We start from the raw sequence: 14,276 nt of genomic DNA, 5'->3' as shown, positions 1-14,276 counted from the left end.
ACCGGAGGAAAAACGCCGCGCCAGATGGCTCCGGGCACTTTAGGACAAGCGCATCAACCGAGAGCGAATTCCACGGCCGCCTCGGCATGGATGCGCGTCGTATCAAAGACCGGAATGTCGAAATCGCGCTGGCCGATCAGCATGGTGATCTCGGTGCAGCCCATGATCAGGCTGTCGGCGGCCTCTTCACGGCGCAGACGCTCGGCCTCTTCCATATAGGCAGCCTTCGATGCGTCGCTGACAATGCCCTGGCAGAGCTCGTCATAGATGACGCGATGCACCATGTCGCGCCCCGCGGCATCGGGCACCACGGGTGACAGGCCGTATTTGTCGGCGAGCCTGCCCTTGTAGAAATCCTGCTCCATGGTGAACCGCGTCGCCAACAATGCCGGGCGCTGCATGCCGGCGCGCTTGATCGCCACGGCGGTAGCGTCGGCGATGTGGATCAGCGGTATGGATACGGACGCCTGCACCTGGTCTGCCAGCTTGTGCATGGTGTTGGTACACAAAAGCAGGCCTTTCGCGCCGCCCGCCTCGAGCTTGCGCGCGGCTTCGACCAGAAGCATGCCGGCACCGTCCCAATCGCCATGATGCTGCCGCTCGGCGATCTCGGCGAAGTCGAACGACCAGAGCAGAAGCCTAGCCGAGTGCAACCCGCCAAGCCGCTCGCGCACGATCTCGTTGAGCAGGCGATAGTAGATGGCGGTCGATTCCCAACTCATGCCGCCCAGAAGGCCAAGGGTTTTCATGATGGGTTGTTCCTTTGCACGTGCAATTCCTATATTATGACTACATGAGACCACACAAGGAGGTTTGCCGTGAAAACAATGCAGGTTCGGGAGGCCAAGGCAGGGTTCTCGGCGCTGGTCGAGGCTGCGGAGAGCGGCGAGCCCACCATTATCACAAAGCACGGCAAGCCGGCAGCGGCCGTCGTTTCGGTCGAGGACTTACGAAAGCTTTATCCAGCCAAGCGTCGAAACTTCGGAGAGTTTCTTCTGACCTATCCGGGAGGGATCGAGCTTGAAAGGAACGAGTCACCGTCGCGGGACATCGATCTTTGAGCGGCTATCTTCTCGACACGTCCATTTTGTCCGCGTTCGCGCCCGGCAGGCCGCCGCTTGCGAAAGAGGTCGCCAATTGGGTCGTAACGCAAGGTGAGAAGCAAACGCTCTTCATACCGGTAATTGCGATCACCGAAATCGAGAAAGGCATACGCAAGCTCGATCGTACTGGCGCCAAGAACCGAGTGGATAGTCTCACTGTCTGGCTGAATGACACTATCGAAGGATTCGCAGATCAAATTCTAGGGGTCAATGCCGATATAGCGCGAAGAGCGGGCCGAATGGAGGAAGCGGCCTCTGCGAAAGGGAAGAATCCGGGCCTGGCTGACATACTGATCGCCGCTACGGCAGCAGTTAACGGACTTACCGTGATCACGGCAAACGTCAGGCATTTTGAAGCGCTTGACGTTTGGTGCTGGAATATATTGCAAGACCCGCCAGGCCTCGACTAGTCGATCCCATTTTACAAAAAGCTCTGCGGATCGATGTCGACCTGCACCCGGACCGAACCACGCTGTTTGGGCCCATTGGCCAGCATGGCGCGGATAAAGCCTTGCATGTCTGCGCGCCGTTCGCCCTGGATCAGCAGGCGGAAGCGATGGCGGCCGCCGAGCAACGACAGAGGCGCTTCGGCCGGCCCCAGCACGAACAGGTCCGACGCCTCCGGCGCGGCGCGGCGCAGCCCGCGTGCATGGCCTTCGGCTTCGGCTCGCGTCACCGCGCTGATGATGACGCCGGCCAGCCGGCCGAAGGGCGGCAAGGCCGCCCGCTCGCGCTCTGCGATCTCGCGCTCGTAAAAAGCCTCGGCGTCGCCGGAGACGATCGCCCGCATCACCGGATGGTCCGGCTGGAAGGTCTGCAACAGGCCGAGGCTCTTCTTGCCGGTGCGCCCGGCGCGGCCGGTCACCTGGCTGAGCAGCTGGAAGGTGCGCTCGGCGGCGCGCGGATCGCCATTGGCGAGACCGAGATCGGCGTCGACGACGCCGACCAGCGTCATGTTGGGGAAGTTGTGGCCCTTGGCGACGAGTTGCGTGCCTATGACGATGTCGGCCTCGCCATCGGCGATCGCCTCCAGTTCCAGCCGCAACCGCCGCACGCCGCCCATCAGGTCAGATGACAAGACGATGGTGCGCGCGTCGGGGAAATGCGTGACGACCTCCTCGGCGATGCGCTCGACGCCCGGCCCGCAGGCGACCAGATGGTCGAGCGTGCCGCATTCCGGGCAGGCTTCGGGGCGGCGCTCATTGTGCCCGCAATGATGGCAGACCAGTTGGCCGCGAAAACGATGCTCGACCAGCCACGCCGAGCAGACCGGGCAGCCGAAGCGGTGGCCGCAGACCCGGCACAGTGTCAGCGGCGCATAGCCGCGCCGGTTGAGGAACAGCAGCGACTGTTCCTTCCTCTCCAGCGTCCGGCGCATATGGTCGATCAGCACCGGCGACAGGAAGCCGCCGCGCGCCGGCGGCGCGCGCCGCATGTCGATCGACTTCAACTGCGGCAGCGCCGCTTCGGCGAAGCGGGCGGAGAGTATGGCTCTGTTGTATTTGCCTTGGCTCGCATTGACCCGGCTCTCGACCGATGGCGTCGCCGATGCCAGCACGATCGGGAAGCCGCCAATATGGCCGCGCACCACGGCCATGTCGCGGGCGTTGTAGAAGACGCGGTCTTCCTGCTTGTAGGCCGGGTCGTGCTCCTCGTCGACCACGATCAGGCCAAGTTCCTTGAATGGCAGGAACAAAGCCGACCGGGCGCCGGCAACGACGCGCACCGTGCCTTCCGCCACTTGCCGCCAGACTTTTTCACGCATCCTGGGCGGCAGGTCGGAATGCCATTCGCCCGGCTTGGCGCCGAAGCGCTGCTGGAAGCGCTCGAGAAAAGCGTGGGTCAGCGCGATCTCCGGCAAAAGGATCAGCACCTGCTTGCCCTGGTCGAGCGCCGCCGCCACCGCCTCGAAATAAACCTCCGTCTTGCCCGAACCGGTGACGCCGTCGAGCAGCGCGACATTGAAGGTGCCGGCCGCGACATTGGCGCGCAGCATCGATGCTGCGTCGCTCTGGTCCGGCATCAGCTCCGGCACGGCATAGCTTGGGTCGGGAGCGGCCACCACAGGACGCGGCGGGATCATCACCGTCTCGAACACGCCTTGCGCCTTCAGCCCCTCGATCACCGTCGACGACACGCCGGCCGCATGCGCCAGGCCGGATCGCGTCCAAGCGAGCCCGCCTTCGGCAATCTCCAGCACGCGCGCCCGCGCATCCGTCATCCGGTCGGGAACGAGGAGCGTTCGCTGTAGTCCCTCGATCCAGGGTTCCGGGTCGAAGGCCTCCGGCGCGCGCAGCAGCATGCGTGCCACCATGCCCGGCGCCGACAGCGTGTATTGCGCTACCCAGTCGACGAAGCGGCGCATGGCGCGGTCGATCGGCGGGCAGTCGAAAACCTGTTCGATCGGGCGCAGCTTTTTCGCGTCGATGTTCTCGACCGTGCCGTCCCAGACGATGCCGGCGACCTGGCGCGGTCCGAGCGGCACGCGCACGATCGACCCCGGCACCACGCGCATGCCGGCCGGCACGGCATAGGTGTAAGGGCGTTCGGCGGGCATCGGCACCAGCACCGGTGCGGCTGCGACAAAGGGCGAATCTTCGATCATGAGGCGTGACCTTGCCCCGACTTTGGTCTAGATCAAAGAGCAACGCTGAACGTGCCTTCCCAAGCACGACGAAATCGTCAGGAGACCGCCATGAAATTTTTTGTCGATACCGCCGACATCAAGGATATCCGTGAGCTCAACGATCTGGGGCTGCTCGACGGAGTCACCACCAACCCATCGCTGATCCTGAAATCCGGCGGCAAGATCGCCGACGTCACCAAACAGATCTGCGACATCGTCGAAGGCCCGGTTTCAGCCGAAGTGGTGGCGACCGAATACAAGAACATGATGGCGGAAGCCGAGGTGCTGGCCAAGATCGCGCCGAATGTCTGCATCAAGGTGCCGCTGACGCTGGACGGCCTGAAGGCCTGCAAGACGATCCGCACCCAGATGAACCGCATGGTCAACGTCACGCTGTGCTTCTCGGCGAACCAGGCGCTGCTCGCCGCCAAGGCCGGCGCCTCGTTCATCTCGCCCTTCGTCGGCCGCATCGACGACACCGGTTCGGACGGCATGGAGCTGATCCAGGAGATCCGGCAGATCTATGACAATTATGATTTCCAGACCGAGATCCTGACCGCATCGGTGCGCACGGTAAACCACGTCAAGCAGGCGGCCCTGATCGGCGCCGATGTCGTCACCGCGCCGCCGGCGACGCTGAAGGCGCTGGTCAACCATCCGCTGACCGACAAGGGCCTCGCCACCTTCCTCGCCGACTGGGCCAAGACCGGCCAGAAGATCGGCTGAGATCGCACCGCTTCCATGAAAAAAGGCCGGGCAACCGGCCTTTTTTGTTTTCGGGAGAACGGCGCCGAAGGCTGCCGATCACTCCGAGCCGTCGTCGTCGGGCGCGGCCGCCGGCGGGCGCCGCCCCATGGTGATCTCGCGCTTGCCGACGTGGTTCGGCGCGCCGACCAATCCCTCTTTCTCCATGCGTTCGACCAGGGAAGCGGCGCGGTTGTAACCGATGCCGAGCCGGCGCTGGATGTAGGACGTCGAACACTTCTTGTCGCGCAACACCACCTTGACCGCTTCGTCATAGCTGGAATCGCCGTCCTCGGCGGCGATCGACCCCTTGTCGAAGACCGCGCCCTGGTCGTCTTCGACCTCTTCCTCGTCCTCGTCGGCGGTCACGGTTTCCAGATATTCCGGGCGGCCCTGCGCCTTCAGGTGCGCCACGACATGCTCGACCTCCGCGTCCGACACAAACGGGCCGTGCACGCGGGCGATGCGCCCGCCACCCATCATGTGCAGCATGTCGCCCTGGCCAAGCAGCTGCTCGGCGCCCTGCTCGCCCAAAATGGTGCGGCTGTCGATCTTCGACGTGACCTGGAAGGAGATGCGGGTCGGGAAATTGGCCTTGATCGTGCCGGTGATGACATCGACCGAGGGGCGTTGCGTCGCCATGATCAGGTGGATGCCGGCCGCGCGCGCCATCTGCGCCAGGCGCTGGATGGCGCCTTCGATCTCCTTGCCGGCGACCATCATCAGGTCGGCCATCTCGTCGACGATGACGACGATGTAGGGCATCGGCGCAAGGTCGATTTCCTGCTGCTCGAAGAGCGGCGCGCCGGTGCCCTTTTCGAAGCCGGCCTGCACCGTCATGACGACCGCCTCACCCTTGTCGCGGGCCTGGGCGGCGCGCTCATTGTAGCCGTCGATGTTGCGCACGCCGAGCCGCGCCATCTTGCGATAGCGGTCCTCCATCTCGCGCACCGCCCATTTGAGCGCGGTGACCGCCTTCTTGGGATCGGTGACGACGGGCGTCAGAAGATGCGGGATGCCGTCATAGACGGAGAGCTCGAGCATCTTGGGATCGACCATGATCAGCCGGCATTCTTCCGGCTTCAGCCGGTAGAGCAGCGACAGGATCATCGTGTTGATGGCAACCGATTTGCCCGAGCCGGTGGTGCCGGCAACGAGCAGATGCGGCATCTTCGCCAGTTCGGCGATGACGGGCTCGCCGCCGATCGTCTTGCCGAGGCAAAGCGCCAGCTTGCAGCTGGTCTTGCGGAAACCCTGCGATTCGATCAGCTCGCGGAAATAGACCGTCTCGCGCGTCTCGTTCGGCAGCTCGATGCCGATGACGTTGCGGCCGGGCACGACGGCGACGCGCGCCGAAATCGCCGACATGGAGCGGGCAATGTCGTCGGCAAGACCGATGACGCGGGACGATTTGACGCCCGGCGCCGGCTCGAACTCATAGAGCGTCACGACCGGCCCCGGGCGAACGTGGATGATTTCTCCCTTGACGCCGAAATCCTCCAGCACGCTTTCCAGGAGATCGGCATTCTGCTCGAGCCGCTCCTGCGACATGTAGAAGCCCTGCCCTTCCGGCGGCTGCTGCAGCAGCTCTTCGGAGGGGAGTTCATATGCCTCGCCTGTCGTGGCCGGCACGATCTTGCCGACCCTGGGCAGCGTCGCGGATGCGCGCATGGCTGGAGCCTGCACGGTCTCCTCCGCGCTTTGCGCGACCTGGACCTGAACGGCGTTGCTCGTCGCGGCAGCGGGAACCGCGACCGCTGTCCGGGCATCCTTCGGCGCATTGCTCGCGGCTTCGTTCGAATTGGCCGGACGGACATCCGGCAAGGCGGGTGGGGCTTGCAGGCCTGGAAGGCACTCGATGACCCGAAACAACGCTGTCGGGTCGGCCGTCGGCGTGGCACGGATATCTACTCGTGGCGGCACGACCGGCGCGGCTGGCCGCGGAGCCGAGACCGCCCGTGGCGCCGGCAACGGGCTCTCGATCATGTAGGGCGCCATGAGTTCGAAGAAGACGTGATCCGACAGATAGGGCCAGCGTGCATTTCCGCGGCCTTGTGTTCTGACCGGTGATGCAACCTCGCGGGCAGACGCTGCCGGCGTGGATGCACGTGCTGTTGCCGCCGTCCTGGAGCCCGCCGGCGCAACAGTCCGCGCCCTCTCGCCGGCATGCCCTGGCTGGGCGGATACAGGGGCAGGGGCAGGCTGCCTTTCATGCGTCACGGCCCTGTTGCCTGCGAGAGGCCGGGCGGCTTCCAGAGCGGGGTTTTTCATTGGCGATGGCGAGGACGAGCCTGCCTGGAGTGCCGCAGCCGGATGGGCGATTGCCTGCTGTACTGGCGGCGTCAGTGGCTCACTTTCCTCGGCAGCAACCTGCTCGCGCCGCGTATTGTTTGTGCTGGCGTCATAGTCCGGCGTGCGCGTGAACCGCACATTGGGCGCCAGGAAGAAATAATCCTGCCAGGCGGGGCTTTCATTGCTACCAAGATTAAGGGGCGGCTGGGAATTGCCGGCCTTGGCTGCGCCGGTCCGCTGGCTATCCGCCTTGTCGCTCCTGCCGCTGAAACGCTCTGCTCCGGGGTCATCGGGCGAGGCTGCCTTCAATGAATTGACCCGGGGAAAACGCTTGGATTCCATTCTCAAGACTCACTCTGAAACGTCTGCTGAGCAATAGGGAGCGAGTGGTTAACAGTTGCTTCCCGTCAGCGCAGCTAAAGCGACTGAAACGTATCTTTCGCGACGATATGGAGTGATCGGTCATGCCCGCGTCGGGCTAAAAAGCGCGCTGGAAATAGGCGTCTTCGTAAAAAACGAAGAGCGGCGTTAGCTGGCCGCCTTGCCGTGCCGGACCAGATCCTGGGCGATGGAAAGTTGCAGGGCCTCGGCCAGTTCGCGCGCGGCGCGATTTTCGGCGTCGATCTGCGCCCGATACGATGCGAATTCCTGACGCGGCCTGTCGAAGGAGGAGGTGATCGCGCGCTTGCCGACCGTGATGACGACGCCGGTTTTCGCATCGGTCAGCGTATAGCTGGCGGTAAGCGTCACCGAACCGGCAGTCGGCTCGTCCTGATCGGTTCCGACCTGCACGAGGGCGGAGGATTCAACGGCTTCGGTCACGCTGAGATCAAGTGAGTAAAGCGGCGATGCCGGTTCGCCGGCACCGCGCCCAAAGCCGAAGATCAGGTTGTTGCGTACCTGCTGGGCATAACGCGTCTTGACCGGCTTGATGGCGATCGACGCCAGTTCGGCATTGGCGCTCGAACCCGTCGTCAACGGCGCGCTGGAATAGAGCGGCCGTACCGTGCAGGCTGAAACCAGCGCGAGCGAGCCGACAAGGCCGGCAAGCGCCACACGGCGCAGCAACCGGCTCAGCTCTGTCTTTTCCCGATCAGGCAACGACATTGACGATCCTCTGCGGCACGATGATCACCTTGCGCGGAGCCTTACCTTCAAGTGCTTTCTGCACGAAGTCGAGAGCCAATACCGCTTTTTCGACCGCACCTTGGTCCGCGTCGCGGGCAATTGTCAAATCCCCCCGCTTCTTGCCGTTGACCTGCACCGGATAGGTGACTTCGTTGTCGACGACCAGCGCCGGATCGAAGACCGGCCACGGCCGTTCGGCGACCAGTTCGGTGCCGCCGAGCGTCTCCCAGCACTCTTCGGCCAGATGCGGCATCACCGGCGCGATCAGATGCACCAGGATTTCCACGGCCTGGCGGCAGGCGCCTTGCAGTGCCGGATCGGCCTTGCCTTCGGCCACCTCGTTGAGTGGTGTGGTCAGCACGTTGGCCAGTTCATAGATGCGGGCGATGGCGCGGTTGAAGGCGAGCTTCTCGATGTCCTCGCCGACTGCCTTGAGGATCTTGTGCGCGGCTTTCGAGACCGCTCCCGCCTCGCCGGCGCCAGCCGCGGCAGGCTTGACGCCCGCCAGCGTCTCGGCCGCTGTCGACACCAGGCGCCAGATGCGCTGCATGAAGCGATGCGCGCCGGCGGCGCCATCGTCGGTCCATTCGACGTCACGCTCGGGCGGCGAATCCGACAGCATGAACCAGCGCGCCGTGTCGGCGCCGTAGCCGTCGGTGATGTCTTCCGGGCTCACCGTGTTCTTCTTCGACTTCGACATCTTCTCCAGCGGGCCAATGGTGACCGCCTCGCCGGTGGCTATGTCGATGGCGCGGCGCTTGCCGTCGACTTCCTCCAGCCGCACCTCGGTCGGTGCCAGCCAACGGCCATTCGATGCCGAACCGACCCGGTAGGTCTCGTGCACCACCATGCCTTGCGTGAAGAGGCCCTTGAACGGCTCGGCCAGATCGACATGGCCGGTCTCGCGCATGGCGCGGGTGAAGAAGCGCGAATAGAGCAGGTGCAGGATCGCGTGCTCGATGCCGCCAATATACTGGTCGACCGGCAGCCATTCGTTCGCCGCCTTGGGATCGGTCGGCTCATGCGCCCAGGGCGCGGTGAAGCGGGCGAAATACCAGGACGAATCGACGAACGTGTCCATCGTGTCGGTCTCGCGGCGCGCGTCCTTGCCGCATTGCGGGCACTTCACGTGCCGCCAGGTCGGATGCCGGTCGAGCGGATTGCCCGGCCGGTCGAAATCGACGTCGTCGGGCAGCTTGACCGGCAGGTCGGCCTTGGGAACCGGCACCACGCCGCAATCCTCGCAATGGATCATCGGGATCGGGCAGCCCCAATAGCGCTGGCGCGAAATGCCCCAGTCGCGCAGGCGGAAATTGACCTTGCGCTCGGCCATCGGCCGGTTGCCGATCGTCTTCTGTTCCAGGAGCCTGGCCACTTCGTCAAAAGCCTGGGTCGGCTTCATCCCGTCGAGGAAGCGCGAATTGATCATCGCGCCGTCGTCGCCATAGGCCACGTCGATGATCTGGAAAGTCGCCTGATTCTCGCCTTCCGGCATCACCACCGGCACCACCGTCAGGCCGTATTTGTTGGCGAAATCGAGGTCGCGCTGGTCATGCGCCGGGCAGCCGAAGATGGCGCCGGTGCCGTATTCCATCAAAACGAAATTGGCCACGTAGACGGGCAGCGTCCAGCTGTCGTCGAAGGGATGGACGACGCGGATGCCGGTGTCGAACCCCTTCTTCTCCGCCGTCTCCAGCGCCGCCACCGAAGTGCCCATATGGCGGACCTCCTCGATGAACTTCGCCAGCGCCGGATTGGTCTCGGCGGCTTTCTTGGCCAGCGGGTGGTCGGCGGCGATGGCCATGAAGGAGGCGCCGAAAATAGTGTCGGGCCGCGTCGTGTAGACTTCCAGCTCATGCTCGCCGGCAATGTCCGAGGCGAGCGGCCAGCGGATCAGCAGGCCTTCCGAACGGCCGATCCAGTTCTGCTGCATCAGCTTCACTTTTTCGGGCCATTCGTCGAGCCCATCGAGCGAATCCAGCAGGTCCTGCGCGAAATCCGTGATCTTGAAGAACCACTGCGTCAGCTCGCGCTGTTCGACCAGCGCGCCGGAGCGCCAGCCGCGCCCGTCGATGACCTGCTCGTTGGCGAGCACGGTCATGTCCTCCGGGTCCCAATTGACCTTGGAGGATTTGCGCGTCACCAGTCCCTTCTCGACGAAATCCAAGAACAGCATCTGCTGGCGGTGGTAGTAGTCGACGTCGCAGGTGGCGAATTCGCGTACCCAGTCCAGCGACAGGCCCATGACCTTGAGCTGCTCGCGCATGGTGGCGATGTTCTGGTAGGTCCATTCCTTGGGATGGACCTTGTTCTGCATCGCCGCGTTCTCGGCCGGCATGCCGAAGGCGTCCCAGCCCATCGGATGCAGCACGTTGAATCCCTTGGCCCGCTTGTAGCGCGCCACCACGTCACCCATCGTGTAATTGCGGGTGTGGCCGATATGGATGCGCCCCGATGGATAGGGGAACATTTCCAGCACGTAGTATTTAGGCTTCGGGTCGTCATTGTGCGCTTCGAAAAGCTTCTTGGTGGCCCAGGCCTTCTGCCATTTGGGCTCTGACGCGCGCGGATTGTATCGTTCGGTTGCCATGGGACGTTTTTCACTTAAAAGCATGCGCGAACCGCGGGCGACTGGCTCGGCGGTTCAGGGAATGTGGTCCGGGTGTTCACCATGGTTTGGCAAACCCGTCAACCATATGGGCATCGCGGCGGCTAAAAACGCGGGTCAAAACAGCGGGATTTGCATATGGGTGACACCGTTCAGCAGTTTTTCGCGGTCAAGGCGAAGATCGCCGCCGCCGAGCAGGAGGCCGCTCGCCAGGCCGGTGCCGTGACGCTGGTCGCGGTTTCCAAGACCTTTGACGCCGCCGACATCCAGCCGGTGATCGAGGCCGGCCAGCGGGTCTTCGGCGAGAATCGCGTCCAGGAAGCGCAAGGCAAATGGCCGGATCTGAAGCTGGCATTCCCCGACATCGAACTGCACCTGATCGGTCCGCTGCAATCGAACAAGGCGAAAGAGGCGGTGGCGCTGTTCGACGTCATCGAGACGGTCGACCGCGAGAAGATCGCCGCCGAACTCGCCAAGGAGATGGCCCGGCAGGGCCGCGCGCCGAAACTCTATGTCCAGGTCAACACCGGCTCCGAGCCGCAGAAGGCCGGTATCGAACCGCGCGATGCCGTGGCCTTCGTAACCCGCTGCCGCGATGTCCACGGCCTCGCCATCGAAGGCCTGATGTGCATCCCCCCGGCAGACGAAAATCCCGGCCCGCATTTCGCGCTGCTGGAGAAGCTTGGGCGCGAGGCCGGAGTCGAAAGGCTATCCATGGGCATGTCCGGCGACTACGAAACGGCCATCGCCTTCGGCGCCACCAGCGTCAGGGTCGGCTCGGCGATTTTTGGTAGCCGTTAGCCCCCAAGCGCCAACACGGCATTCCTTGCCGCATCATCGGGCGAATGTTATATCTAGCCAAGCTAGCTAGGAGGCATTCAATGAACTGGCACCTTCAGGACGCAAAGAACAATTTCTCCAAGGTGGTTCAGCGTGCGCGCAGCGAGGGACCGCAGACGGTGACGTTGCGCGGCGAGCGCGCCGCAGTGGTGCTTTCCGCCGAGGATTACGACCGCCTGGCCGGAAAGAAGAAGTCGTTGGCCGAATATCTTTTGACTGGTCCGGTTTGGGACGATGATTTCGCCGAAGAGGTCAACCGCCGCTCGGAGACGATGATCCGGGACGTCGATCTCTGATGTATCTGCTCGACACCAACATCGTTTCGGATGTGCAGAGGCGACTACCCAAGCCAACCGAATGGCTGGCTTCGGTGGATCCGACCTCGGTCAGCCTCAGCGTCATCACGCTTGGAGAGATCGAACGTGGGATCATCAAGCTACGCAAGGTCGACTCCGAAAAGGCAACACGCCTCGACCTGTGGCTGCGGGAGCTTCGGCGCGACAATGCCGATCGTATTCTCGCCGTCACGCAAGATGTCGCGTTAACCTGGGGCCGCATCACCGCCGGCCGTACAAGAGGCAGCGCCGATACCCTCATCGCGGCTACCGCTCTTGTCCATGATCTCATTCTTGTGACGCGCAATGTTGCCGACTTCGACGATACAGGCGTAACGGTGTTCAATCCCTGGGACGCCTAACCCAGTTCGTTTTCGCCTCGTGGGCATCTCACCTCCGCTCATGCCTACAGCGTTGGGCCAATCCAGAAGCGTCATTACGCCAACACTAGAAACGAAACGTACCGTTCCTATTTGTTTTGCGTCATCACATTTCTCCTGGAGCCTTCGCCATGCGTTACAACCAGCTTGGAAATACGGGGATGTTCGTCTCCGAACTCTGTCTCGGCACCATGACCTTCGGCGCCGCAGGCCAGAATGCCCAATGGGGCCTGATCGCCAGCCTCGACCAGAAGGGCGTCAACGAGATCGTCGGCCGCTCGATCGCCGCCGGCGTCAACTTCTTCGACACGGCCGACGTCTATTCCTTCGGTGAATCCGAGCGCCTGCTCGGCCAGTCCCTGCGGGACCTCGGCATTCCCAGATCGAGCGTGGTGATCGCCACCAAGGTCCATGGCACCATGGGCAACGGACCGAACGATCGCGGCTCCTCGCGGGGTCACATCATGGATTCGGTCGATGCCAGCCTCGAACGGTTGCAGCTCGACCATATCGATCTCTATCAGCTGCACGGTACCGACGCGGTGACCCCGATCGACGAAACGCTGCGGGCGCTCGACGATCTCGTTGCCAGCGGCAAGGTCCGGTATGTCGGCGTTTCCAACTGGCAGGCCTGGCGCATCGCCAAGGCGCTCGGCATCGCCGACCGCAAGGGTTTTGCTCGTTTCGAGACCATACAGTCCTATTATTCGATCGCCGGTCGCGATCTCGAGCGTGAGATCGTGCCGCTCATCAATGAGGAGAAACTCGGCTTGATGGTGTGGTCGCCCATGGCCGGCGGCCTGCTGTCGGGCAAATACGGCCCCGGTGCGCCCGGCAATGGCGAAGGCCGACGTGCGTCCTTCAACTTCCCGCCGGTCAACGAGGACCGTGCTTGGGCGGCCGTCGGCGTCATGCGCGAGATCGCCAAGAAGCACGATGTCAGCGTTGCCACGGTGGCGCTCGGCTATGTCCTGGCCAAGCCTTTCGTGATGAGCGTCATCATCGGCGCCAGCCGTATGGACCAGCTCGAACAGAACCTTGCCGCGGCTGAAGTGAAGCTCGACGCGGACGATCTCGCCAAGCTCGACGAAGTCAGCGCGCTGCCGTCCGAATATCCCGGCTGGATGTTGGAGCGGCAAGGCGCCGGCCGGCGCCCGGCGCCGTTCGTACCCAAGGCATAAGCAGCCGGCACAGACATTTCGGGAGCCGGCCGGCTCCCGAAAACCGTTCAGCCCAGCCGCACGCTCTCGGCCAGAAAATCGAGAAACGCCCTTACCCGTGCCGGCAGATGCCGGCCCTGGCCGACATAGACAGCGTGCGTCGCCTCCTCGTCGCCCGGGTTGAAATCCTCCAGCAGCGGCACCAGCCGCCCGGCGGCGATATCGGCCGCCACATGCCAGCGCGCCAGCCTGGAAATGCCTGCCCCGGCCAGCGTCATCAGCCGCATTGCCTCGCCGTCGCTGACCTGGGCGTTGCCGGTGATCGGGATCATGACGGCATTGCCCTGCGCGTCGAGGAACGGCCAGCCGTCAATGTGCCTGACGAAGCCGAAGCCCATCCGGTTGTGTGTGTCGAGATCGGCCGGCGTCAGCGGCGTGCCGTGCGGCTCGAGGTAGGAAGGGGCCGCAACGACGACCACCGGGCTCTGCCCGAGCTTGCGCGCCACCAGCCGTGACTCGCCAAGCGGCCCGGCCCGGATCGCCACATCGGCACGTTCGGCCATCAGGTCGATGACACTGTCGGTCAGCACCAGATCGACCGAGATTTCGGGGTAGCGTTCGAGGAAGCGCGGCAGCAGCGGGATCAGCCGGTGCACCCCGAACGGCACGTAGGTGTTGACGCGCAGCCGCCCGCGCGGCGCGGCGCCCGCGGCCGCCTCGCGCTCGGCCGCCGCCATGTCGGCGAGGATGCGCAGCCCGCTTTCATAGAACGCCGCCCCTTCCGGCGTCAGCAGCAGCTTGCGCGTCGAGCGGCTGACCAGCCGCGCGCCGAGCCGGGTTTCCAGCCGCGCGATCAGCTTGCTGACGGCCGACGGCGTCATGCGCAACGCGCGCGCCGCGGCGGAAAAGCTGCCCGCCTCCACGACGCGCACGAAGACTTCGATCTCGCCGGAACGGTTTATGTCGGGTCTGGCCATCTGTGAATCTATTTCACAGAAAATATGCCTTGATCAAGTCTGGTTCACAGCACCTGGCAACACGATCTTCCCGGTCGGGGCGC

Annotated in this window: 13 protein-coding genes; 7 read left to right on the top strand and 6 right to left on the bottom strand. The window is 63.9% G+C overall.

Annotated features, from left to right (window positions below; genetic code table 11):
• Positions 1-53: 53 nt before the first annotated feature.
• Positions 54-749: an aspartate/glutamate racemase family protein gene (locus tag AC07UC_RS06790; protein ID WP_494904777.1), complete on the bottom strand. Its 696-nt coding sequence runs from the start codon at positions 747-749 to the stop codon at positions 54-56.
• Between the two features lie 69 nt (positions 750-818).
• Between AC07UC_RS06790 and AC07UC_RS06785 the strand changes: the two genes are divergently transcribed.
• Both AC07UC_RS06785 and AC07UC_RS06780 read left to right on the top strand, forming a co-directional pair.
• Positions 819-1,061 carry a type II toxin-antitoxin system Phd/YefM family antitoxin gene (locus AC07UC_RS06785; RefSeq protein ID WP_056575120.1) on the top strand — a complete coding sequence of 81 codons (243 nt, stop codon included), beginning with the start codon at positions 819-821 and terminating at the stop codon, positions 1,059-1,061.
• Entirely contained in the window at positions 1,058-1,513 is a 456-nt protein-coding gene (locus tag AC07UC_RS06780; protein WP_494904776.1) for a type II toxin-antitoxin system VapC family toxin, read from the top strand. The genes AC07UC_RS06785 and AC07UC_RS06780 overlap by 4 nt, the downstream gene beginning before the upstream one ends.
• A gap of 11 nt (positions 1,514-1,524) precedes the next feature.
• Here AC07UC_RS06780 and AC07UC_RS06775 read toward each other — a convergent pair whose 3' ends face one another.
• A complete protein-coding gene (locus AC07UC_RS06775; RefSeq protein WP_494904775.1) occupies positions 1,525-3,708 on the bottom strand; it encodes a primosomal protein N' in 2,184 nt (727 codons plus the stop codon).
• Positions 3,709-3,798: 90 nt separating this feature from the next.
• Between AC07UC_RS06775 and fsa the strand changes: the two genes are divergently transcribed.
• Entirely contained in the window at positions 3,799-4,455 is a 657-nt protein-coding gene (fsa, locus tag AC07UC_RS06770; RefSeq protein WP_056575113.1) for a fructose-6-phosphate aldolase, read from the top strand.
• A 78-nt stretch (positions 4,456-4,533) separates the two neighbouring features.
• On the opposite strand, the gene AC07UC_RS06765 is transcribed toward fsa, so the two are convergent.
• The 3 genes from AC07UC_RS06765 to leuS form a co-directional block, all read right to left on the bottom strand.
• On the bottom strand, positions 4,534-7,107 hold the full coding sequence (locus tag AC07UC_RS06765) for a DNA translocase FtsK (RefSeq protein WP_494904774.1): 2,574 nt from the start codon (positions 7,105-7,107) through the stop codon (positions 4,534-4,536).
• 186 nt (positions 7,108-7,293) lie between these two features.
• Complete coding sequence (gene lptE, locus AC07UC_RS06760) at positions 7,294-7,872, bottom strand: LPS assembly lipoprotein LptE (protein WP_140776673.1); 579 nt, start codon at positions 7,870-7,872, stop codon at positions 7,294-7,296.
• Positions 7,859-10,483, bottom strand: a complete 2,625-nt coding sequence (gene leuS / locus AC07UC_RS06755) for a leucine--tRNA ligase (RefSeq protein ID WP_494904773.1) — start codon at positions 10,481-10,483, stop codon at positions 7,859-7,861. Before leuS ends, lptE begins: the two co-directional genes overlap by 14 nt.
• A 156-nt stretch (positions 10,484-10,639) precedes the next feature.
• On the opposite strand from leuS, the gene AC07UC_RS06750 reads away from it, so the two are divergent.
• The 4 genes from AC07UC_RS06750 (at position 10,640) to AC07UC_RS06735 (ending at position 13,237) form a co-directional block, all read left to right on the top strand.
• Complete coding sequence (locus tag AC07UC_RS06750) at positions 10,640-11,302, top strand: YggS family pyridoxal phosphate-dependent enzyme (RefSeq protein WP_494904771.1); 663 nt, start codon at positions 10,640-10,642, stop codon at positions 11,300-11,302.
• 80 nt (positions 11,303-11,382) lie between these two features.
• On the top strand, positions 11,383-11,637 hold the full coding sequence (locus AC07UC_RS06745) for a type II toxin-antitoxin system Phd/YefM family antitoxin (RefSeq protein WP_113192000.1): 255 nt from the start codon (positions 11,383-11,385) through the stop codon (positions 11,635-11,637).
• Complete coding sequence (locus tag AC07UC_RS06740) at positions 11,637-12,038, top strand: type II toxin-antitoxin system VapC family toxin (protein WP_494904769.1); 402 nt, start codon at positions 11,637-11,639, stop codon at positions 12,036-12,038. The genes AC07UC_RS06745 and AC07UC_RS06740 overlap by 1 nt, the downstream gene beginning before the upstream one ends.
• Before the next feature lie 149 nt (positions 12,039-12,187).
• Complete coding sequence (locus AC07UC_RS06735; RefSeq protein ID WP_140776680.1) at positions 12,188-13,237, top strand: aldo/keto reductase; 1,050 nt, start codon at positions 12,188-12,190, stop codon at positions 13,235-13,237.
• Positions 13,238-13,284: 47 nt separating this feature from the next.
• Here AC07UC_RS06735 and AC07UC_RS06730 read toward each other — a convergent pair whose 3' ends face one another.
• Positions 13,285-14,193 (bottom strand): LysR family transcriptional regulator, encoded by a 909-nt coding sequence (locus AC07UC_RS06730; protein WP_140776682.1) that lies wholly within the window; start codon positions 14,191-14,193, stop codon positions 13,285-13,287.
• Positions 14,194-14,276 lie beyond the last annotated feature (83 nt).

This window comes from Mesorhizobium sp. GW821-FHT04C10 (assembly GCF_059420305.1).
This window is presented reverse-complemented; position numbering and strand designations above follow the sequence as displayed.